At 60.0% G+C, this 21,093-nt stretch carries 22 protein-coding genes; 17 read left to right on the forward strand and 5 right to left on the reverse strand.

Features of this window, described 5'->3' with window-relative positions:
- The first annotated feature begins 53 nt into the window (after positions 1–53).
- From FIV03_RS02385 to FIV03_RS02395, 3 genes are read left to right on the forward strand one after another with little or no spacing between them, the layout of a single operon-like run.
- Positions 54–1,007, forward strand: coding sequence for a class I SAM-dependent methyltransferase (locus FIV03_RS02385; RefSeq protein ID WP_152508540.1), 954 nt, complete (start codon positions 54–56; stop codon positions 1,005–1,007).
- A complete protein-coding gene (locus tag FIV03_RS02390) occupies positions 1,004–1,831 on the forward strand; it encodes an RNA methyltransferase (protein WP_022999705.1) in 828 nt (275 codons plus the stop codon). The genes FIV03_RS02385 and FIV03_RS02390 overlap by 4 nt, the downstream gene beginning before the upstream one ends.
- Positions 1,832–1,836: 5 nt before the next feature.
- On the forward strand, positions 1,837–2,694 hold the full coding sequence (locus FIV03_RS02395) for an SDR family NAD(P)-dependent oxidoreductase (RefSeq protein ID WP_152508541.1): 858 nt from the start codon (positions 1,837–1,839) through the stop codon (positions 2,692–2,694).
- A gap of 91 nt (positions 2,695–2,785) precedes the next feature.
- On the opposite strand, the gene FIV03_RS02400 is transcribed toward FIV03_RS02395, so the two are convergent.
- Entirely contained in the window at positions 2,786–3,421 is a 636-nt protein-coding gene (locus FIV03_RS02400) for a peroxiredoxin (RefSeq protein WP_022999703.1), read from the reverse strand.
- Positions 3,422–3,632: 211 nt separating this feature from the next.
- Here FIV03_RS02400 and FIV03_RS02405 point away from each other — a divergent pair, with 211 nt between their 5' ends.
- The 7 genes from FIV03_RS02405 (at position 3,633) to FIV03_RS02435 (ending at position 10,391) form a co-directional block, all read left to right on the forward strand.
- Positions 3,633–4,091, forward strand: coding sequence for a YtoQ family protein (locus FIV03_RS02405; protein ID WP_152508542.1), 459 nt, complete (start codon positions 3,633–3,635; stop codon positions 4,089–4,091).
- Between the two features lie 269 nt (positions 4,092–4,360).
- Complete coding sequence (locus FIV03_RS02410; protein ID WP_031268890.1) at positions 4,361–4,561, forward strand: cold shock domain-containing protein; 201 nt, start codon at positions 4,361–4,363, stop codon at positions 4,559–4,561.
- Between the two features lie 67 nt (positions 4,562–4,628).
- A complete protein-coding gene (locus FIV03_RS02415; RefSeq protein ID WP_152508543.1) occupies positions 4,629–5,942 on the forward strand; it encodes a tetratricopeptide repeat protein in 1,314 nt (437 codons plus the stop codon).
- 120 nt (positions 5,943–6,062) lie between these two features.
- A complete protein-coding gene (locus FIV03_RS02420) occupies positions 6,063–7,664 on the forward strand; it encodes a B12-binding domain-containing radical SAM protein (protein WP_152508544.1) in 1,602 nt (533 codons plus the stop codon).
- Between the two features lie 48 nt (positions 7,665–7,712).
- A complete protein-coding gene (locus tag FIV03_RS02425) occupies positions 7,713–8,978 on the forward strand; it encodes a TCR/Tet family MFS transporter (RefSeq protein WP_152508545.1) in 1,266 nt (421 codons plus the stop codon).
- 16 nt (positions 8,979–8,994) lie between these two features.
- The gene (locus FIV03_RS02430; RefSeq protein WP_152508546.1) at positions 8,995–9,675 is read left to right on the forward strand and encodes a dienelactone hydrolase family protein; all 681 of its coding nucleotides are present in this window, start codon (positions 8,995–8,997) and stop codon (positions 9,673–9,675) included.
- Between the two features lie 44 nt (positions 9,676–9,719).
- On the forward strand, positions 9,720–10,391 hold the full coding sequence (locus FIV03_RS02435; RefSeq protein ID WP_152508547.1) for a hypothetical protein: 672 nt from the start codon (positions 9,720–9,722) through the stop codon (positions 10,389–10,391).
- A 144-nt stretch (positions 10,392–10,535) separates the two neighbouring features.
- Here FIV03_RS02435 and FIV03_RS02440 read toward each other — a convergent pair whose 3' ends face one another.
- Positions 10,536–11,579, reverse strand: a complete 1,044-nt coding sequence (locus FIV03_RS02440) for a M20/M25/M40 family metallo-hydrolase (RefSeq protein WP_152508548.1) — start codon at positions 11,577–11,579, stop codon at positions 10,536–10,538.
- A gap of 219 nt (positions 11,580–11,798) precedes the next feature.
- On the opposite strand from FIV03_RS02440, the gene FIV03_RS02445 reads away from it, so the two are divergent.
- The 3 genes from FIV03_RS02445 (at position 11,799) to mepA (ending at position 15,085) form a co-directional block, all read left to right on the forward strand.
- Entirely contained in the window at positions 11,799–12,602 is an 804-nt protein-coding gene (locus tag FIV03_RS02445; protein WP_152508549.1) for an alpha/beta hydrolase, read from the forward strand.
- Between the two features lie 239 nt (positions 12,603–12,841).
- Positions 12,842–13,927, forward strand: coding sequence for a patatin-like phospholipase family protein (locus tag FIV03_RS02450; protein WP_152508550.1), 1,086 nt, complete (start codon positions 12,842–12,844; stop codon positions 13,925–13,927).
- A 114-nt stretch (positions 13,928–14,041) separates the two neighbouring features.
- Positions 14,042–15,085: a penicillin-insensitive murein endopeptidase gene (gene mepA / locus FIV03_RS02455; RefSeq protein ID WP_286202252.1), complete on the forward strand. Its 1,044-nt coding sequence runs from the start codon at positions 14,042–14,044 to the stop codon at positions 15,083–15,085.
- A 17-nt stretch (positions 15,086–15,102) separates the two neighbouring features.
- Here mepA and FIV03_RS02460 read toward each other — a convergent pair whose 3' ends face one another.
- A complete protein-coding gene (locus tag FIV03_RS02460; RefSeq protein WP_353622183.1) occupies positions 15,103–15,621 on the reverse strand; it encodes an N-acetyltransferase family protein in 519 nt (172 codons plus the stop codon).
- Between the two features lie 236 nt (positions 15,622–15,857).
- Between FIV03_RS02460 and lepA the strand changes: the two genes are divergently transcribed.
- Both lepA and FIV03_RS31805 read left to right on the forward strand, forming a co-directional pair.
- Complete coding sequence (gene lepA / locus FIV03_RS02465; RefSeq protein WP_152508553.1) at positions 15,858–17,663, forward strand: translation elongation factor 4; 1,806 nt, start codon at positions 15,858–15,860, stop codon at positions 17,661–17,663.
- A gap of 43 nt (positions 17,664–17,706) precedes the next feature.
- Complete coding sequence (locus tag FIV03_RS31805; protein ID WP_152508554.1) at positions 17,707–18,291, forward strand: alkylphosphonate utilization protein; 585 nt, start codon at positions 17,707–17,709, stop codon at positions 18,289–18,291.
- A gap of 42 nt (positions 18,292–18,333) precedes the next feature.
- On the opposite strand, the gene FIV03_RS02475 is transcribed toward FIV03_RS31805, so the two are convergent.
- Positions 18,334–19,173: a LysR family transcriptional regulator gene (locus FIV03_RS02475; protein ID WP_152508555.1), complete on the reverse strand. Its 840-nt coding sequence runs from the start codon at positions 19,171–19,173 to the stop codon at positions 18,334–18,336.
- Positions 19,174–19,275: 102 nt separating this feature from the next.
- On the opposite strand from FIV03_RS02475, the gene FIV03_RS02480 reads away from it, so the two are divergent.
- Positions 19,276–19,680: a tautomerase family protein gene (locus FIV03_RS02480; protein WP_152508556.1), complete on the forward strand. Its 405-nt coding sequence runs from the start codon at positions 19,276–19,278 to the stop codon at positions 19,678–19,680.
- 208 nt (positions 19,681–19,888) lie between these two features.
- Here the strand turns inward: FIV03_RS02480 and FIV03_RS31495 are convergent, their stop codons facing one another.
- Positions 19,889–20,026 carry a hypothetical protein gene (locus tag FIV03_RS31495; RefSeq protein WP_167579506.1) on the reverse strand — a complete coding sequence of 46 codons (138 nt, stop codon included), beginning with the start codon at positions 20,024–20,026 and terminating at the stop codon, positions 19,889–19,891.
- Positions 20,027–20,159: 133 nt separating this feature from the next.
- Between FIV03_RS31495 and FIV03_RS02485 the strand changes: the two genes are divergently transcribed.
- Complete coding sequence (locus FIV03_RS02485; protein WP_152508557.1) at positions 20,160–21,077, forward strand: LysR substrate-binding domain-containing protein; 918 nt, start codon at positions 20,160–20,162, stop codon at positions 21,075–21,077.
- Positions 21,078–21,093: the final 16 nt, after the last annotated feature.

A 21,093-nucleotide genomic window follows, 5' to 3' on the forward strand; every position in this document is an offset into this window, starting at 1 on the left:
AGGATGTTCTATGGCGGAACAACTTCAAACCTGACAGAAAACGAGTGAGACCCGTGGCGGATCAGACCAGTGCCTCCACCTATGCCCCGTCCGGCAAGCCTGCACACCAGAGCTGGCCGGTGATCCTGGAAACCAAGGGCTGGAAGGACTATCGGCTTCTGGACATGGGCCAGGGCGAGAAGCTGGAGCGTTATGGCCGGTTCACCATCGTGCGTCCGGAACCGCAGGCCATGGGGGCTCGGCGGCAGAAGGAGAGTGTCTGGAACCGTGCCGATGCCGTCTTTTCCGGCGACACGGAGGAAGAAGGCCCGGGCCGCTGGAAGTTTTCCGGAAGCGTGCCGGAAACCTGGCCGATGTCATACGGCCCTGTTCGCTACAACGGTCGCTTCATGTCGTTCCGCCACGTCGGTGTCTTCCCCGAACAGGCCGCCCATTGGGACTGGGTCAACGGTAAGATCCGCGCCGAGCGCGAGCGCGCGCCGGAAAAGCCGCTGAAGATCCTCAACCTTTTCGGCTACACCGGCCTTGCCTCGTTGCTCCCGGCGACGGAAGGTGCACAGGTAACCCATGTGGACGCGTCCAAGAAGGCGATCGGTTATGCCCGCGAGAACCAGGAGATGTCAGGTCTCGAAGATCTGCCGATCCGATGGATCTGCGAGGACGCTTCGAAATTTGTTGCCCGCGAAGTGCGGCGCGGAAACACCTATGACGGCATCATTCTCGACCCACCGAAATATGGCCGTGGCCCGAAGGGCGAGGTCTGGGACATCTACACCAGCCTGCCCGGCATGCTTGCGGACCTGAAGCAGCTTCTGGACAAGGACGCATTGTTCATGATCCTGACCGCCTATGCGATCCGCTCCAGTTTCGTGTCCATTCACGAACTCATGGCCGAAACCCTGGACACCGAAGGCGGCCTGCTGGAATCCGGCGAACTGGTCATCCGCGAGGAGGACGGCAAGCGCGCGCTGTCCACGTCGCTCTTTTCGCGCTGGAGCAGCAGATGATCGAAAAACGCCAGGGGGCGGTGAAACAGATCACCAGCCATTCCAACCCGATCGTTAAGGAGATCAAGGGGCTCGTCGCGCAGCGCAAGCACCGCAGCCAGTCGGGCCTGTTCGTGGCCGAAGGCCTGAAGCTGGCCACCGATGCCCTGGAAGCCGGCTGGGGCGTGCGCTATCTCGCGCTCGGGCCGGAAGCGCGGGACAATCCTGTCGCGCAGAAGGCTGCTGCAGCCGCGAAGGCGCGCGGCGCCCTGATCCTGGAAGCTTCGACCGCCGTCATGTCCGCGATGACGCGCAAGGACAATCCGCAGATGGTTGTCGGTGTTTACGAGCAGAAGCTTCTGGGAGCCCGCGACATTGATCCCGCCGGTACCACGCTCTGGGTCGCTCTCGACCGGGTGCGCGATCCGGGCAACCTTGGCACGATCATCCGCACGGTCGATGCGGTCGGTGGTGCAGGTGTGATGCTGGTCGGGGATTGCACCGATCCCTTCGCGGTTGAAGCGGTGCGCGCCACCATGGGCTCGCTGTTTCATGTGCCGCTGGCCAAACTCGGCAAGGACGAATTCAAGTCACTGGCCGAAAAATGGCCCGGCACCGTCGCAGCCACCCACCTGAAGGGATCGGTCGACTATCGCACGCCCGACTATGCCGAGCCGGTGCTGCTGGTCATGGGCAACGAGCAGAAGGGCCTGGAAGACGACATGGCAGCCGCCTGCCGTACCTTGATCCGCATTCCGCAGGTCGGACAGGCCGATAGCCTGAACCTGGCCGTTGCCACGGGCGTTGCGCTTTATGAAATCCGCCGCAAGCATCTGGAGCTTTAGAACCTATGCGTCTGTTCATCTTTGGCACCGGGTTTTCCTCCAAGGCGTTCGTGGAAGAAGTGCGTGACCAGTTCGACTGGATCGGCGGCACAACGCGTTCTTCGGACAAGATGGAGGCGCTCCGGACACTGGGTGTCGAACCGTTTCTCTTCGACGGCAATTCCCAAGGCGACAACATTGCCGAAGCGCTGAAGCAAGCGACACATATACTGGTCTCGATTGCTCCGAATGAAGCCGGCGATCCGGTGCTGAACCAATATGCCAATGAGATTGCCGGCGCGAAACCGCGCTGGATAGGATACCTCTCCACAGTCGGTGTCTACGGCAATCACGACGGTGCCTGGGTCGATGAGGAAACTCCGCTCAACCCCGTTTCCAAACGCTCCGTCCAGCGTGTCGCGGCGGAAGAGGCCTGGTTGGCATTTGCCGAACAGAATGACCTGCCGGTGCAGATTTTCCGCCTTTCGGGCATATATGGCCCGGGCCGGAATGCATTCGAGAATTTCAGGAAGGGCACGGCGCGGCGGCTGGTGAAGCCGGGTCAGGTCTTCAACCGCATTCACGTTGCAGATATTGCGGGCGCATTGAAGGCTGCCATGGCAAAGCCGTCGACGCGGGTTTTCAACGTCACGGACGATGAACCGGCCCCGCCACAGGATGTGGTTGCCTTTGCCGCGGAGCTGCTCGGCGTCGAAGCCCCGCCCGAGATCCCGTTCGAAACCGCGGATCTCACACCGATGGCCAGGTCCTTCTACGGCGAGAACAAGCGGGTTTCCAACCAGCGCCTCAAGGACGAGCTTGGGTTTACGTTCCGCTATCCGGACTACCGTGTTGCCCTGAAGGCCTTGCTGGAGACGGTGTGATCCCGTCGCAGGTCCCTGCCCTGACCAGACCTTGAGACGGCGGCGCCTTTTTTCATGCGCCGCCAGCCGTTTCATCCGTTCTGTTCAGCCGTTATTTGGGCTGCGGCACGACGCGCAGATAAGGCTTCAGGGTCTTCCAGCCTTCAGGGAATTTCTCCTTCGCCTCTTCATCGCTCACTGCCGGGACGATGATGACATCCTCACCGGACACCCAGTTGGCCGGGGTGGCGACCTTGTGCGCGGAGGTGAGCTGCAGACTGTCGATCACGCGGATGACTTCATCGAAGTTTCTGCCCGTGGAGGCCGGGTATTCGATCTTGAGCTTGATCTTCTTGTCCGGGCCGATAACGAACAGCGACCGCACGGTCAGCGTGTCGTTGGCATTGGGATGGATCATGCCGTATGCGGTGGCCACCTTCCGATCCGGATCGGCAATCAGCGGGAAGTTCAGGGCAACGCCTTGCGTATCGGCGATGTCACCAACCCAAGCATGATGATCCTCGATGGGATCGACCGAAACGCCGAAAACCTTGACGCCACGGGCTGCGAACTTGTCCTTGAGCTTGGCGGTCATTCCCAGTTCGGTGGTGCAGACCGGCGTGAAATCCTTGGGGTGGGAAAACAGAACCGCCCAGGACCCTTCGATCGCCTCATGAAAACGGATCGGACCATCCGTGCTGTCGGCTTCGAAATCCGGTGCCTCGTCTCCGAGCAAAAGTGCAGACATGAATGAGCTCCTTAAAATTACGGACCGCAATCTCAGTTTTGCGGCGGTTTACCCTTCAGTTTTTGCGCAGGCTTGTCGAGTCTCCCGGCCCTTTCCACCAAGGGGCAAATGAACGCAGGGGTTGACGTTGCCTGGTTCAGCCCCCAGTTTCCAGTCACAACAAGGCGGGGATTTTCGCCACATAATTCAAAAGCTTGCATGGGAGAACCTTATGACCACCTGGCGCGTCTACTTATCCGGCGAAATCCATACCGACTGGCGTGACAGGATCATGGAAGGTACATCCGCACTCAAGCTGCCGGTGGAATTTTCCTCTCCCGTGACGGATCACGATGCCAGCGACGATTGCGGCGCGACCATCCTGGGTGGTGAGGACAACAAGTTCTGGTACGACCACAAGGGCGCGAAGGTGAACGCGATCCGCACGCGGACGCTGCTGGAAAAAGCCGACATCGTCGTGGTCCGCTTCGGCGATAAATACAAGCAATGGAACGCAGCCTTCGATGCCGGCTATGCCGCTGCGCTCGGAAAGTCACTGATTGTCGTTCACGACCCGTCGCTGACCCACCCGCTCAAGGAAGTTGACGCAGCTGCTCTTGCGGTCGCCGAGACGTCCGAACAAGTCGTCGATATCCTCAAATATGTTATACTTGGGAAGCTCGATTGGTGAGCAGGTCTTGAAATTAACAATTTCATTACCATACTAATAGACACTATGGAAAAGCCCGGGTGTTTTTACCGGGCAACCAGACCTCCGCCAAATGGAACGGCTTCTTGAAGTGAGGCAGCCGCAAAAAGACTGCGCACGTCGATGTCCAGTTCCGAGCAGGGTCTGAAAAGTACTTTAGTATTATCATCAACACTGTCATCAAGGCGTTGAAAAAGGCAGCTATGGAAGCCGTCGTATGCCAAGATGCCAAGAATTGGAAAGAAGACTCCATGCTACATGGAAACGTGAAATGGTTTGATCAGCGCCGAGGTATCGGCACGATCGAACCGCAGGACGGCGAGGACATCCTTGTCGACATCTCGGCCCTGCGCCGGTCCGGTATTGACACTCTGAAGGAAGGCCAGCTTGTGGCTTTCGACCTGGAGTGGCGCCGCGGTCAAATGGTGGCTGAAGACCTGAAAGTCCTGTAAGGTCACTTACAGGTCATTACCGGGTACAAGGGCGGTTCGACCGCCCTTTTTTATTGGAATTTTTCAGATGCAAATTGACGAGAGATTACAACAGGGCATCTCCGCCCATCGCAGCGGCAATCTGGAAGCCGCCCTCAGCGCCTACAAGGACGTGCTTTCAGAAGATCCCGACCACGCGGACGGCCTGCATTTCCTGGGGCTGCTGCATTTCGATGCCGGCAAGGCCGACAATGCGGTCGCGCTTATCCATGCATCCCTGGAAAGGAACCCGCGCAATTTCTCCGCCTGGAACAACCTCGGCAACATCCTGAAGCTTTCGGGCGACAAGGACGAAGCGTTGAAGGCCTATTTGCGCGCAGTAGAAATCGAAGTGCGTCACGAGGAAGCCTGGAAGAACATTTCGATGATGCTGCAGGAAGCCGCCAATAACGACGAGCTTCTGCCCATGCTGCGAGAAGTCGTGCGCCTCGACCCAGACAATCACAGCGGCTGGCACAACTTCGGCATATCGCTGATGCTTGCCGGCAAAAGAGAGGAAGCGGCAGACGCTTTCGAACGGTGTCTGCAGTTCCCGCCAGACGTCTGGAGCGACAAGGGCTGGCATCCGCGCGTACTGTGCGCGCTTGGACGGAACGAAGTCGCCACCCGGCATATGGAGATGCTTGTCGCAACCTACCCGGACGACCCGGTCATCCGCTATCAGTTTGCCGCGATCCGCGGAGAAGACCTGTCGCTTGCACCTGCGGACTATGTTCGGGATCATTTCGACAGCTTCTCGGAAAGCTTTGACGACGTCCTGAACGGGCTCGGCTACCAGGCGCCGAAGCTTGTCGCCGAGGAAGTCGCGGAGCTGGCCAGGGAGGGCGACTTGCCGTTTGCCCATGTGGTCGACCTTGGTTGCGGGACCGGCCTTTGTGGACCACTGATCCGCAACCACTGTGCCCGGCTCACCGGCATCGACCTGTCATCGGGCATGCTGCGCAAGGCCGCTGCGCTGAAGGTCTACGACTTCCTGGTCGAGGGTGAGCTCGTTGGATTTCTGTCCTCCGACCTGCCGGCCCAATTCGATCTGGCAGTCTGTGTCGACACGCTGTGTTATCTCGGCGATCTGCAGCCTTTCATGCAGGCGCTTGCAGGAGCCCTTGCCCCGGGTGGAATGCTCGTCGCGAGCGTCGAGCATCTCGATACGTCGGACGGACCGGATTACCGCGTGGATGCTACGGGGCGCTACGCCCACCGGCCCGAATATCTAAAGCGCTGCGCGGAGGCCGCGGGCCTTCTCTATGCACGGGAGAAACGGGATATTCTGCGCAAGGAACTCGGCAAGGATGTGCATGGGCTCGTTTTTCACATCCGTAAGCCAGGCGCCAGCCAGTCGTGACAGTCTGTCCGCGCGGACGGCAAGTGAATTCGTGCGAGGACATTCAAAGCGGTTGTGCCGGGGCGTAAAGTTGTTACGGTGTCGCCGTTGGGAACGAGTGTCCGTTTGGAGGGACCGTTAATGTCGGAATGCAATGTTCTGCTGGTGTATCCGCGCTTCAATGCCGGGTCATTCTGGAACTATGGTGCGACCTGCGAAATGGTCGGCGCAAAATATCCCGCTCCTCCTCTCGGCCTGATCACAGTTGCGGCAATGCTGCCGGAGAACTGGAATGTCCGCCTGATCGACCGCAACACCGGCGCCCTGACGAACGACGATCTCGCCTGGGCCGACATGGTGATGACCGGTGGCATGCTGCCCCAGCAGGCCGATTGCCTCGCCGTCATCCGCCGTTCACAGGAAAAGAACGTTCCCGTCGTGGTCGGCGGTCCGGACGCAACCTCTTCTCCGGAAGTTTATGAAGCGGCCGACTTCCTGGTCCTTGGTGAAGCCGAAGGCATTCTCACCACCTTCGTCGACGCCTGGAAGGAAGGGGTCCGCAACGGCCGTTTCTCGGCCGAGAAATTCAAGGCAGACGTTTCCTCCAGTCCCGTACCGCGCTTTGACCTTCTGAGATTCGACGATTATGTCCAGATCGGCGTTCAATATTCACGCGGCTGTCCGTTTACTTGCGAATTCTGCGACATCATCGAGCTGTATGGCCGCGTGCCGCGCACCAAGACCAACGACCAGATGCTGGCCGAACTCGACCGGCTGTACGAACTTGGCTACCGGGGTCACGTCGACTTCGTCGATGACAACCTCATCGGCAACAAGAAGGCCGTGAAGGGCTTCCTCCCCGAACTGGCGAAATGGCAGAAGGAACGTAGCTACCCGTTCGAAATGTCGACCGAGGCTTCCCTCAACCTGGCGGACGACGAAGCCTTGTTGAAGATGATGCAGCAGGCCGGATATTTCTCGGTCTTCATCGGCATCGAAAGCCCCGACCCCGAAGTCCTGGTGGCGACACGCAAGAAACAGAACACACGCCGCGATATCGCCAAGAGCGTGCACAAGATCTACGATGCCGGAATCTTCGTGCTGGCCGGCTTCATTGTCGGCTTCGACGAGGAAAGCGACAAGGTGGCGGACGAGATCTCGGCACTGATCGAGGAAGCCGCAATCCCTGTCGCGATGACCGGGTTGCTCTATGCCCTGCCGAACACCCAGCTGACGCGCCGGCTCGCCAAGGAAGGCCGTCTGCATGCGGATTTCGCCACCGATGATCCGGATACGGAACATGGCGATCAGTGCACCGCCGGGCTCAACTTCACCACAGTGCGCCCGCGCGCGCAGATCCTGGAAGACTTCAAGCAGGTCATCGACCGGGTCTATGGTCCGGAAGCCTACTTCGGCCGCGTTCAGAAAGTGGCTTCCATGCTCGACATGAGCGGCGCAAACGGCTCGATCTTCGGCGCCGGGTTCTTCCATGACATCAAGCTGTTCGGCCGTCTTATCCTGGCGATGACCTTCAAGGAAACCACCTATCGCGGGCCCTTCTGGAAAACCCTGATCAAGACCACCTTCACCAATTTCAGGGCGATCAAGCCGGTCATGATGATGCTTGCGCTCTATGTGCACCTGGGGCCGTTCTCCCGGTTCGTGGTTGCCCAGATCGACAAGCAGATTGCCGATATCGAAAAAGGCAACTGGGAACAGCCGGCGCTGGTGGCCGCCGAGTAATCGGATAAGGTCACCCTCCTTCAGCTTACGGGATTGGCGGGAAAAGAGTTGCGGTCCGGTATCTCCAAACGCAGCGCGCTGGGGTTCATCCTGGTCACGCTGGTTCTCAATTCCATGGGCATCGGCCTGATGATGCCGGTGATGCCCTCGCTTCTGACCGAACTCACCTCGCTGCCTGTGAGCGAAGCCGCCCGCTGGGGCGGTGCACTGAGCGTCGTCTACGCCTTGATGCAATTCGCCTTCGGTCCGACGCTCGGCAATCTGTCCGACCGCTTTGGCCGCCGTCCGGTGCTGCTGGTGTCCATGTTCGCTATGGCCGTCGACTACCTGATCATGGCCTTCTCCTGGCATCTGGCCGTGCTGTTCATCGGCAGAACCCTGTCGGGTGTTGCCGGAGCCACCTTCTCGGCCGCATCAGCCTTCATTGCCGACGTGTCGTCCAAGGAAGACAGGGCCAAGAACTTCGGCCTTGTCGGGGCCGGATTTGGCGTCGGCTTCGTACTCGGGCCAATGATCGGCGGTTACCTTGGCGAATACGGACCGCGTGCGCCCTTTTATGCCGCCGCAGGCCTTTCCTTCGTCAATTTCCTCTTCGGCTATTTCATGCTGCCGGAAACGCTGAAGGACGAAAACAGAAGAGATTTTGACTGGAAACGGGCCAATCCATTCGGGGCCTTCAAGCAGATCGCCGCCTATCCGGCGGTGCGCACGCTGCTTCTGGCCATCTTCCTGTTCGACATCGCCCATTACGTCTACCCGTCCGTCTGGAGCTACTATGCGGAGGAAGTCTTCGCCTGGAGCCCCGGAGACATCGGCCTGTCACTTGCGGCCGTCGGTGTCGGATTTGCCTTCGTTCAGGGATACCTGATCCGTGTCCTGGAACCGAAGCTCGGGCCCGGCCGGACACTCTTCATCGGGCTGGCCGCCAATCTCGTGGCCTTTGCCGGTCTCGCCGTCGCCGATACCGGCTGGATGGCCTATCTGCTGATCTCGTTCGCGGCACTTGGTGCCATGGCTACGCCTGCCTTCACCGGTCTGATGTCGGTCCGTGTCCCGGACAATGCGCAAGGCGAATTGCAGGGCCTGATTGCCAGTGCCGCCGGCCTTTCCATGGTGGTGAGCCCGCTGGTGATGACCCAGGTCTTTGCCACGTTTTCGGGTCCTGAGGCGGCGATTACCTTTCCCGGTGCGCCGTTTGCCCTGGCAGGCGTGCTGATCCTCGCCGCCATGCTGATCGCCCTTCCCTTCATGCGTCTTCAGGAAAGACTGCCGTCACCTTCCGAGGCGGCCGACCGGAAGACACCAGCTGAATAATCAGGTTCCCCCAAAAGTGACAGGCACCTTTCCTCCCCTTCTCGACGGGCCACGTCTTGCACCGGCCTCCGGCAAACCCGCCCGTCAGCTGGTTGTGATCCTGCATGGCTACGGCGCGAATGGTCTTGACCTGATAGATCTCGGGCGCGCCTGGCAGGGACAGCTTCCCGATGCCGCTTTTGTTGCGCCGAACGCTCCTGAACACCTTCCCTTCGAAGCGCTCGGCGGACGGCAATGGTTTGCGCTCGAAGAGCGCGATCCCAATGAATACCGCCTCGGCGCGCAGGCCGCCCAACCGGTGCTCGACCGGTTTCTGGACGACGAACTGGCCCGCCATTCGCTGGACGGCAGCGCGTTGGCACTGGTCGGCTTCAGCCAGGGAGCCATGATGACCTTTCAATGCGGCCTGCGCCGCCCGTCTCCGCCAGCGGCCCTGATCGGTTTTTCCGGACTGCTGCCGGGAGCCAGCCAGCTGGGTCCGGTCAACACGCAGAGCCCGGTGCTGATCGTCCATGGCGAGGAAGACGATGTCGTTGCCAGCTATCATGCCCAGGCAGCACAAAAGGCGCTTGACGATGTTGGAGTTTCCTCAAGCCTGCACCTGCTGGCCGGCCTCGGCCATTCGATTGACGAGCGCGGCATGGTGCTGGGCGGGCGGTTTCTGGAAAAGGCATTTGGCCCGGCAATGCCGATCTGAAGACGGCCTTGCATTGGTTAATAGCCTGTTAACGGTTTTGCAGGATGATTTCTGCAACTGTGCCGGACCAGAAAGGGCCGGACGAGCCGGGATCCGAAGCCATGCAGATTTCCATCGAAACCACTACGCAAAGCGCGAGCCTTTTTACGGCTTCCTTTTCGAATGGCGGCGCTGAAGGCCAGAAGAACGATCCCAAGGGCAACGCCTACGGCCACGAGATCGGCCAGCGAAATGGCCACGATAAGTCCCCCGCCGTCAATGCTCTGGAAGCAGCCAGCAAACAGGCCGAGGAAGACGCGGTCGTGATCGCTGCCCTTCAGGATGCGGTCGAAAAAGGCAAAGGCAAGGACGACGACAAGGAAAAGGACGGCGCGCTGGCGACCGTTGAGGACTATCAGAAGACCGCCGGCAAACTGAAGGTGGCTCTTGGTGAAGAGGAAAGCGGCGCTTCGGCGAATGTCGCCTATGAAAGCGCGACGATTTCAACGACCACCATTGAAGCCGAGATCGGTGGTGAAACCGTTTCCGCGCAATTCGTATCCTTCGAGCGGGTGTCCTACGACAGCGAAACCGGGCTGTCCGTCCGCTCCGCAAACGCCTCTTCCATCGAAGGCAACTTCGACAACGGCTCCTTCAGCTACCAGAGCGCTGCCGTCAGCGAGCTTTATGCAGGCACCGGCGACCAGGTTTCGAACCTCCTCGGCCTGGTGGCCTGAGCAGGCAGCCCTTCCGCGTACGCTCCGGTTGGGACGTGGGCTGGACCAGACTGCCGGATAAAGTCCGGCAATGACGCAGGTGGGAAAGAGCCAGATCTGACACCTGACTTAAAAAGGGGAGCCGAAGCTCCCCTTTTCCATGCCTTACGCCTTTTTCAGATAGGCGACGATGACGTCCAGAGCCGCCTGAAGGTCACCCTTGTCGATCATTTCAGTGACCGTGTGGATGTAGCGGGTGCCGACGACGATGCCGATTGCCTTGGCACCGGCAGCCGCCTGCTGGGCAGCCGCGCCGTCCTGGCCACCAGCCGCCAGCATGGTGCGCTGGAACGGGATCTTTTCCTTGACCGCAATAGCTTCGATTTCCTTCACCAGATCGCGGTCCGCGATGAAGCTGGAATCCTTGACGTGCAGACCGAAGCCTTCGCCCTGCACCGTGGTGCGGTCCTGCTCGGGAACGCCCGGCGTGTCGCAGGCAAGCGTGGTATCGATGCCAAGCCCGATGTCCGGCGCAATGGCAAAGGACGCGGTGCGTGCGCCGCGCAGGCCGACTTCTTCCTGGCAGGTGAAGGCGACATGAATTTCGCAATCATGCTTGGCCTTGCCCAGACCCCTGATCGCCTCGATGCCGAGCCAGCAGGCGATCCGGTTGTCGAGCGCCTTGGAGACGACCTTGTCGCCGATCTCGATCAGTGGCTCGTCCATGGTCACCATGTCGCCGACCTTGACGATCTCCTTGGTCTTTTCGCCAAGGCCCATGTCGATGACGAATTCCTTGGGCTCCGGCACCTTCTTGCGCTCTTCCGGAGAAGAGATGTGGATCGGCTTGCCACCCGGGTTCATCACCCCCTTGAAGTCGCCTTCATCGGTAGACACCAGCACGCGGCGGGAGAACAGGTTGCGGGCATCGAAGCCACCAACCGGCTGCACGTGAACGAAGCCCTTGTCCGTGACATGTGAGACCAGGAAGCCGATCTCATCCATGTGACACAGAAGCATGACCTTCTTCGGGGTTCCCTTCTTGGAAGCCTTGCGGCTGTCGCGGCGGCAAAGCAGCGAGCCCATCGGGTCGACGGTGACCTCGTCGAACAAGCCCTTGATTTCCGCCTGAATCAGGTCGCGGACCCGGTGTTCGTGACCCGGTACACCCGGCGTTTCGCAAAGTCGGCGAAGCAGATCGATATTCATGGAACTTCCTGTGAAGGTTGGAAAATCGGCACGATCCTAGTCCGAAAGACCGCGCGGGATAAAGAGCCAAGACAGATTAGTTCGAAAAGAGAGGCTTGTTGCAGGTATGTGGCCTGCGATAAGCCTCGGCAGGAAACCGCATCCCCCATGCGAATCCTGACAGACCGTTCCGCCGTTTCCCGGCACAGCCCTTCAATGCGAATGGAAAGGTTTTCTTCTTTGACCACTCTCATGTCCGGCACCGTCCATGTCGAAACGCGCGCCGTCACGGTCGGCAACTCCACAGTTCACGTTCGCTGCTGGACACCTGAAGATCGTTTGCCCGGCAAGGTGCCGGTGCTCCTGTTTCACGACTCGCTTGGCTGTATCGCCCTCTGGCGTGATTTTCCCGAACGCCTTGCCGTTGCCAGCGGACGGGTCGTGATTGCTTATGACAGGCCCGGCTTCGGCCAGTCGTCGGTGCGCGAAGACATCCTGCCTGCAAGCTTCATCGCGGATGAAGGCAGAACGGTTGTGCCCGCGCTGTGCGAGCAGCTGGACCTCACGCGATTTGTTGCCTGTGGGCACAGCGTCGGTGGCGGCATGGCGGTGCATACGGCCGCACAGCATCCCGACAAGGTCACGGCCCTGGTCACGATTGCCGCTCAGGCGCTTATCGAGGACCGCACCCTGGAAGGTGTCCGCGAAGCCCGCACCGCGTTTGCCGATCCCGGCGCCTTCGACAGGCTTGCGCTCTATCACGGAGACAAGGCGCGCTGGGTGCTGGATGCCTGGACGGAATCATGGCTTTCGCCCGCCTTCGCCCATTGGTCCCTTGACGATGCGCTTGCCGGTGTCCGCTGCAACACCCTTGCGATCCACGGCGCACTGGACGAATACGGATCAACCCGCCACCCGGAACACATCGCCAATAGCACCGGCGGACAAAAGGTCATCCTGGAGGGAAGAGGGCACACGCCTCACAGGGAATGCCCGGACCTGCTGGTTGAAACCATTTCCAGTTTCCTGGTGAATGTTTCGTGATCCAGCACCCGGGCAGGCTGCTTGCCGTCGCAAGAAAAGGAAAACTGCGGTCGGTCTTCGCAGATTAGCGAAGTCGGTTTAACTTCTTGCTCGCCAATTTCGAAAAATCGTCCGCCTGTTTTTCGCTTTGCCATTGCAGTGTCGCAATTGATGACAACATTCTAAAGGTAAGCAAAAAGCGTCTCCCGTCTTCTCGGAGAGATGTAGCGCCTTCCATTGCGACGATCCCGGGGAATCCCATGACCCAGAAAAAACGTTTTATTCTTTCCATTGACGGCGGCGGCATTCGTGGCCTCATTCCGCTTCGGCTGCTTGAGACACTTGAAAGCCGATTGAGCCAGCGCGGCGTTAGCGAGCCGCTGCACCAGGTTTTCGATCTGATGGCCGGTTCTTCTACCGGCGGCCTCATTGCTGCAGGCCTATCCGCCCCGCGCCCAGGCGGCACCGCCGGCGCACCTGCCGCGACCCTTGATGAGCTGCGCAGCTTCTTCGAACGCGACGCGCGGGAAATCTTCAAATCATCAATCTCGGCACGACTGGCCAGAACCGTCACCAGTTCGCTTGGCCTGTTCGATGAAACCTACGATCCGCGGCCGCTGGAAAAGCTGCTGAAGGAACGCTTCGGCTGGACCTCCATGGCCAGCGGCCTGACCCACCTTGTCCTGACCGCCTACGATCTGGAACAGCGCAAACCCGTGTTCCTGACAAACGGCCTTGAAGCCAGCAGCGGCCGGCCGGACGACTATTACTTCTGGCAGGCTGTGCGTGCGACCACCGCCACCCCCTCGTATTTCGAACCGGCACGCGTTGAAAATCTCAGCCGCCGGCGCGAGGAAGCCCTGATCGATGGAACGGTCTTCATGAAGGACCCGACAGTGGCAGCGTATCTGGAAGCCCGCAATCTTGGCTGGGGCGACGACGAGATCGTCATCCTGTCGCTCGGCACGGGCCGGGCACCGGAACGATCGTTCCTTTACAAGGACGCCGTTGGCTGGGGTGCCCTCGGCTGGCTGCAGCCCTCCAAGGGCGCACCGCTGATGTCGATCCTGGCCGATGCGCAAAGCCAGACAACATCCGATCAGGCACGGCAGCTCTTTGCAGAACTGCCGAACGTGACCTATCACAGGCTCGACGCCGATCTTCCACCGGAAGCCGAAGACATCGACAATGCCCGTCCCGGCAACATCATCACACTGAATGGTGCTGCAGACAGGGTGATCCGCGACAACACGGTTTTCCTCGACGCGTTCGCCGACATGATCGCGGCGCATGTGGATAATCGCGAATCGGATGCGGAAACACCCGATTTGGTGCATGCTGCCTGACGAGTGAGGTGGCCGTCGCGGCGGGAGCAACGACGGCGGAACACCCAGACTGGCGCACGAGGTTTCGACGTGAGAACGGGGAAAACAGGCAAGCGAAACCGCTGGGCACCTTCGGTGTCCGGCTTCTTGGCATTTGCAGCCGCGGTGCAGGTTTCCTGCCTCGTTGCGTCAGCCGCGCCAGTGCCGACAGCCAAACCGGCCGATCCCGTCTCCGAGGACTATTCGCCGACCGTCGAACTGGTGGCCGGTGTGCCTGTCCCGGTAAAGAAACGCGATGTTCCGGAAGGCTATGTCGCGAACAAGCCCAAGCTGGTGCTTTATGGGGACCAGCCGGCACGAGACTATTTCGGCGCCGCCACCGGCCCCGCTCAACTGAAAGCCCGCTCGATCGGGTCCTATGCCAAGGGCTGCCTTGCAGGTGGAGCGGAACTGCCGACGGATGGGCCCACCTGGCAGGCAATGCGCCTGTCGCGCAATCGCAATTGGGGCCACCCTGTCCTGATCGACTATCTCAAGGATCTGGCGAGCGATGCCCCCAAGGTCGGCTGGAACGGTCTGCTTGTCGGCGACATTGCGCAGCCGCGCGGCGGGCCGATGACATCCGGCCATGCCAGCCACCAGATTGGCCTCGATGCCGATATCTGGCTGACCGAAATGCCGAACCGGCGCCTGACCGCCCAGGAACGCGAAGACATCTCCGCTATTTCGATGTTGATCGGTCCGATGGACGTCAAGGGTGCAGACCGGCGTGTCGACCCCAGGAAATGGTCAGATGACCATGCTCGGCTGATCCGGCGCGCCGCATCCGACCAGCGCGTTGCTCGCATCTTCGTCAGCCCGACGATCAAGAAGGCTCTGTGCGATTTCGAGAAGGGCGGCAACCGCGCCTGGTTGCGCAAGGTGCGGCCCTGGTGGGGGCATCACTATCACTTCCATGTACGCCTTTCCTGCCCTGCAGGCAGTGCCGGCTGCAAGAACCAGAACCCGCCGCCGCCGGGCGATGGCTGTGGCGCGGACCTTGCCTATTGGCTGTCCGACGAACCCTGGGTTCCCAAAAACCCTCCCAAGCCCGGAGAGCCTCCGAAGGTGGTCAAGAAACGGCCCATGGCTCTGGCAGCCCTGCCGAATGACTGCCGGTCGGTGCTGACGGCCAATTGAGACCGGCGAGATGACGCCTAGGTGTTCGGCGGCTGCATCGGCCCCAGAACCCTGGCAACGAAGACCAGATCCAGCCAGCGGCCGAACTTGGTACCGGCTTCCGGCAGACGGCCCGCAACATGAAAACCAAGCTTCTCGTGAAGGGCGATGGAGGCAGCATTGTCCCCGTCGATGACGCCGACCAGCACATGTAATTTCATGTCGGCGGCAATGTCGACCAACCGCTCCAGAAGCGCCTTCCCAATGCCGCGCCGCTGTGCCGCCGGGTCGACATAGACGGAATGTTCCGCCGTCAGACGATACCCTTCGCGAGGCCGGAACGGCCCGAAGCTGGCGAACCCGAGAACGGTATCCGCATCGTCCACGGCCACCAGAACCGGCAGACCCTGCTTCACCCGGCCTTCGTACCAGGTCAGCCTGTCGTCCAGCGTTTCCTCACGATTTGTCCAGGCAGCCGTCGTCTCGCGCACAGCCTGATTATAAAGCGCCAGGATCGACGGGACATCCTTCGGTTCTGCATTACGGATCAACATCATGCTCTCTTGTCAGGCTGCTCGACACATCAGTGCCGATGCAATCTAGATCACACTTTGAGGTTGATTTGCCACGACAAATGTCACCTGCGGGCTACGTCATTTGCCGGAGGCGCCATATCCCTGCCGGAGCGGTGAAACCCGGCATTCGCCCGAGGGTGCAAAAAAGCACCGGAATTCAACGCCCGAAGGCTTCAATCTACTAGGCGAAATCGAATTGCAATGGTAAAGGGGCGGCCATGACGACGAAGAAGCTTTCCAACATCCGCAACTTTTCCATCGTGGCGCATATCGATCACGGCAAGTCGACGCTGGCCGACCGCCTGATCCAGATGACCGGCACGCTGACCGACCGCGAAATGACCGAGCAGGTGCTCGATTCGATGGACATCGAACGCGAGCGCGGCATCACGATCAAGGCGCAAACAGTGCGACTGATCTACAATGCCAAGGACGGCGAACAATATACGCTGAACCTGATCGACACGCCGGGCCACGTGGACTTTGCGTACGAAGTGTCCCGCTCGCTGGCAGCCTGTGAAGGCTCGCTGCTGGTGGTCGACGCCTCTCAGGGTGTGGAAGCCCAGACGCTCGCCAACGTCTATCAGGCCATCGACAACGATCATGAGATCGTCACCGTCCTTAACAAGATCGACCTGCCTGCGGCCGAACCGGACCGCATCAAGGAACAGATCGAGGACGTGATCGGCATCGATGCGTCCGAAGCCTGCATGATCTCCGCCAAGACCGGTCTTGGTGTCGATGACGTGCTGGAAGCGATCGTTTCCAAGCTGCCGCCTCCGGAAGGTGACCCGGAAGCGACGCTGAAGGCGATGCTGGTCGACAGCTGGTACGACACCTATCTCGGCGTGATGGTGCTCGTCCGTATCATCGACGGCTCCCTGAAGCGGGGCCAGAAGATCAAGATGATGGGTACGGGCGCTGCTTATGATGTCGACCGCGTCGGCGTCATGACCCCGAAATTCCTGCAAGTGGACGAGCTGAAGGCCGGCGAGATCGGCGTCATCACCGGGTCCATCAAGGAAGTGGCCGATACCCGTGTCGGTGATACCATCACACTGGAAAAGAAACCCTGCACGGAAGCCCTTCCGGGCTTCAAGCCGGCTCAGCCGGTCGTGTTCTGCGGTCTCTTCCCGGTCGACGCGAACGACTTCGAGGATCTGCGCGCTGCCATGGGCAAGCTGCGCCTCAACGATGCCTCGTTCTCGTTCGAGATGGAAACATCCGCAGCTCTCGGCTTCGGCTTCCGCTGCGGCTTCCTCGGTCTGCTGCACCTGGAAATCATCCAGGAACGGCTCTACCGCGAATTCGACCTCGACCTGATCGCGACCGCGCCGTCGGTGGTCTACCAGATGTCCCTGACGGACGGTGCGGAAGTCGAACTTCACAACCCGGCCGACATGCCGGATGTGGTGAAGATTTCCGAAATCCGCGAGCCATGGATCCGCGCAACCATCATGACGCCGGACGAGTATCTGGGCGGCATCCTGAAACTGTGCCAGGAACGGCGCGGTCTTCAGATCGACCTGTCCTATGTCGGCTCCCGTGCGATGGTGACCTACGACCTGCCGCTCAACGAAGTCGTGTTCGACTTCTACGATCGCCTGAAGTCGATCTCCAAGGGCTACGCGTCGTTCGACTATCAGATTTCGGACTACCGGGCCGGCGATCTGGTCAGGATGTCGATCCTGGTCAACGAAGAGCCGGTGGATGCGCTTTCCGTGCTCGTGCACCGCAGCCAGGCGGAACGCCGTGGCCGCGCCATGTGCGAAAAGCTGAAAGAGCTGATCCCGCGACACATGTTCAAGATTCCGATCCAGGCAGCCATCGGTGGCCGCGTGATCGCCCGCGAGACCATCTCCGCCCTGCGCAAGGACGTGACTGCCAAGTGTTACGGCGGCGACGCCACCCGTAAGCGCAAGCTGCTTGAGAAGCAGAAGGCCGGCAAGAAGAAGATGCGTCAGTTCGGCAAGGTCGAGATCCCGCAGGAAGCCTTTATCCAGGCCCTGAAGATGGACGAGTGAGAAACCGATTGGCGCGCCGCGCCAGTCCCAGCAAGGCCTTGCCATGAGTATTGAACAGACCCTTTCCGACCGCGCCGGCAACGTTTGCGAGTTCTGCGGCGCTACCGAAGCGCTGCGGCCGCTGGATGTCGGCCCCGATACGGATGGCACGGCGGATATGGCGGTTCTGGCTTGCGCCACATGTGCCGACCAGATTTCAGGTGCCGCCGATATCGACCCGAAGCATTGGCTCTGCCTCAACGAAGCCGCCTGGAGCCAGGTTCCCCCGGTTCAGGTTGTCGCCTACCGCATGCTTTCAAGAATGCGGGACGAGAGCTGGGCGCGTGATCTTCTGGACATGCTGTATCTGGACGACGAAACGCTTGCATGGGCCAAGGCCGGCCTTGGCGGCAGCGCGGGCGAAAGTGACGACGGCGTGGTCCACAAGGATACGCACGGCGCTGTTCTTGCCGCTGGCGACACGGTGACATTGATCAAGGATCTCAAGGTCAAGGGCGCCAACTTCACTGCCAAGCGCGGCACCGCCGTGCGCAACATCTCCCTTGTTGCGGACAATGCCTCCCAGATCGAAGGCCGCGTGAACGATCAGCGGATCGTCATCCTGACGGAGTTCGTGAAGAAGGCCTGATCAGCTCGTTTCTGAGCTGATCAACACGCCCCGGAAGAGCGCTTACGCCGCATCCCGGAAGACCTGAAGGATAGCCGAAACAATTGTCGGGTCTTCACGGCAGAAGAGCGTCATCCTTGTTTTCGGCAATTCGGGCAGCCGATAGAATTCCCCGACCTCGCGGCATCCCTCCGGAATATTTCGCCGGTCGAGACAGGCAATGCCGAGCCCTGCGCTGACCGCCCCCTGTATGGCGCCGACACCGGTGCCGGTGAAGGCGTCTTCAAAAGCGATCCCCACATCCTTGAGCGTGCCAGTTGCCAGGCGCCGGAGGGCGCAGGTTTCCGAAAGCGCCACCAACGGGAACGGGGTACCGGTTTCCCAGGTGAAATCCCTGGCGGCTGTCCAGACGAGATTTTCCTCGAACGCCACATGGCCCGTGCCCTCGACGTCCTCGGAGCGCACCATGATCGCGCTGAACAGACCAGCCTTGAAGTCGTTGTACAGCGTATCCGAATAACCGACCGCAACATGGAGACGATGTTCCGGCAAGGCCTTGCTGAGGGAGGCGATAATCTCCGGGAGACGGCCTCCCGCAGCGTGATCGCTGATACCGCACCGAAGCCGCTTTTGAACGGAAGGACCTGAAACGCGGGCAGTTACCCTGTCATGCAGGTCGATCAGACTCCGGGCGTCACTTAAAAAACGAGCACCGAAGCTCGTCAACCGGACGGAGCGGGGCGATCGGCTGAGCAAGGTGTTGCCGAGACGGTCTTCCAGTTTCTTGATCTTGACGCTGACAGCAGACTGGCTTGCCCCCGTCATCTGTCCTGCCCGGGTAAAGCTGCCTGTTTCGGCAACGCGAACAAAAGCGCGCAAGAGATCCATGTCGAGATCGGTCATGCAATCATTCTAATTTATGATTTTTGAAATATCAAAGATTTGTTTTTGTTATCTTTGATGCCGCAATAAGGTTGGCAGCATCACCGAATGACGGAGGACAAGATGCCGCTTACCAATGTTTCCCTGCTGAAAGGCTCCAGGACCGCTGCGCAGAAATCAGCAATCCTGGACGAGATCTATCAGGCAATGCGCGAGACCTTCGGCGTGCCGCAGGACGACAAGTTCATGATGATCACCGAACATCCACGCGAAGATTTCCTGTTCGGCCGCCACTTCATGAATATCGACCGGTCGGACGATCTGATCATCATCCAGCTAATCGTCAGCGATACGCGCAGCGTCGACCAGAAGAAAGCGCTGTTCGCCCGGATCGCCAAGGGCCTGGCCCGCGAAGTCGGCATCCGTTCCGAAGACATTTTCATCAACCTGGTCGAGACAAGGCTTGAGAACTGGTCGTTCGGTCATGGCGTCGCGCAATATGCCGACAGGCAACCGGTCGCCGTTTGATCCGAACCGGACAGGAAGCCGGTCGACCTGTTCGCCTGGCAAGACAGAGAACGCAGTAAAATGCGGGATTGCCTCCCAAAGACAGAAACGGCGCCGGGCTTGCCGCCCAGGCGCCGTTTTCTGGTTTGGAAGTCTTGTCCAACCGGCCTGTCCTTGCGGAGGGTCGATCGGAAGGTTTGGGGACCGGCCTTTCAGCCGGTCTTCAGCCTTAGCGCCGGTTGAGCGGAAGGTCGGCCAGTTCACGCTGGGACATGCGCACGATTGCCGGATGGGACATCGGGTCGGTGCGGTCATAAGCGGAAGCCGGACGAGCCGTCAGGTGTCGGCGCATAAATAGTTTCATCATGAGTTTCATTCTCCTTATTATTGTTTTTTGCATGGCCAAATTCCTTCTTTGAATTTAGCTATGCTCCTTATATAGACGCCACTACTCGCTAAAAAAATCGACTTATTCTGATTTTCAGTTTAGCTTTTCTAAAATGAAGAACCTCAATCGCATTCACCTCTCCGGCCTTCGCGCCGTGGAAGCCGTCGCTCGGCTGGGCTCTGTCAAGGCGGCAGCGGACGAACTCGGCGTAACCGTCGGCGCCGTCAGCCAGCAGGTTCACAAGACCGAGACCCAGCTTGGCGTGCAGCTGTTCGAGCGGCAGAACCGTTTGCTGTTGCCAACCGCACATGTGCTTGCAATGCAGCCACATCTGACCAGCGCCATGTCCTCGCTTTCGACCGCGATCGCCACCACCCAGCGCGGACGGGAAGATGCGCTGACGATTTCGGTTGCCCCGGTCTTCGCCGGAAAATGGCTGGTTTGGCATCTCAAGAACTTCAACAAGATGCATCCGGGGATCCGGGTTCGGGTGGAAGCGACGGTGGACCTGGTCGATCCGGACATGAGCGATGTCGATCTGTGTATCCGTGTCGGCAAGGGACCCTATCCAGGCGTCAAGGCAGAGCAGTTGCTGCACCAGCGGGTGTTTCCCGTCTGCAGTCCGGCGCTGGCCAGACAGATCAAGGAGCCGAAGGACATCGGCAAGCTGCCGATCATCCGTGACCCCGGACAAATGTTTACCTGGAAAACCTGGCTTGATCTCTTCGGCCTCGATGAGAGCATCCTGCAGGATGGCCCCACCTTTTCCGACGGTTCACTGTGCCTGGATGCGGCAATCGCCGGCCACGGGGTGTTTCTGGCCTGGGAAACGCTTGCGGTTTATGCCGTGAAGTCCGGCCAGGTGATTGCCCCCTTCCCCGAGCGCCCCGCCACGGGCAGCGCCTACTGGCTGGTCAGCGGCAAGAACGCCCCTCAGACAAAGGCCAAGAAGGCTTTCGGCGACTGGCTGCGGGAGGAGCTGCAAGGCTCCATCGGCAGACCGAAAGGAGCCGATATGGTGGAGGCGTGAGCGTCTTTCGCTCGTT

The organism is Labrenzia sp. THAF187b, assembly GCF_009363375.1.
GTDB classification, from domain to species: Bacteria; Pseudomonadota; Alphaproteobacteria; order Rhizobiales; family Stappiaceae; genus Roseibium; species Roseibium algicola.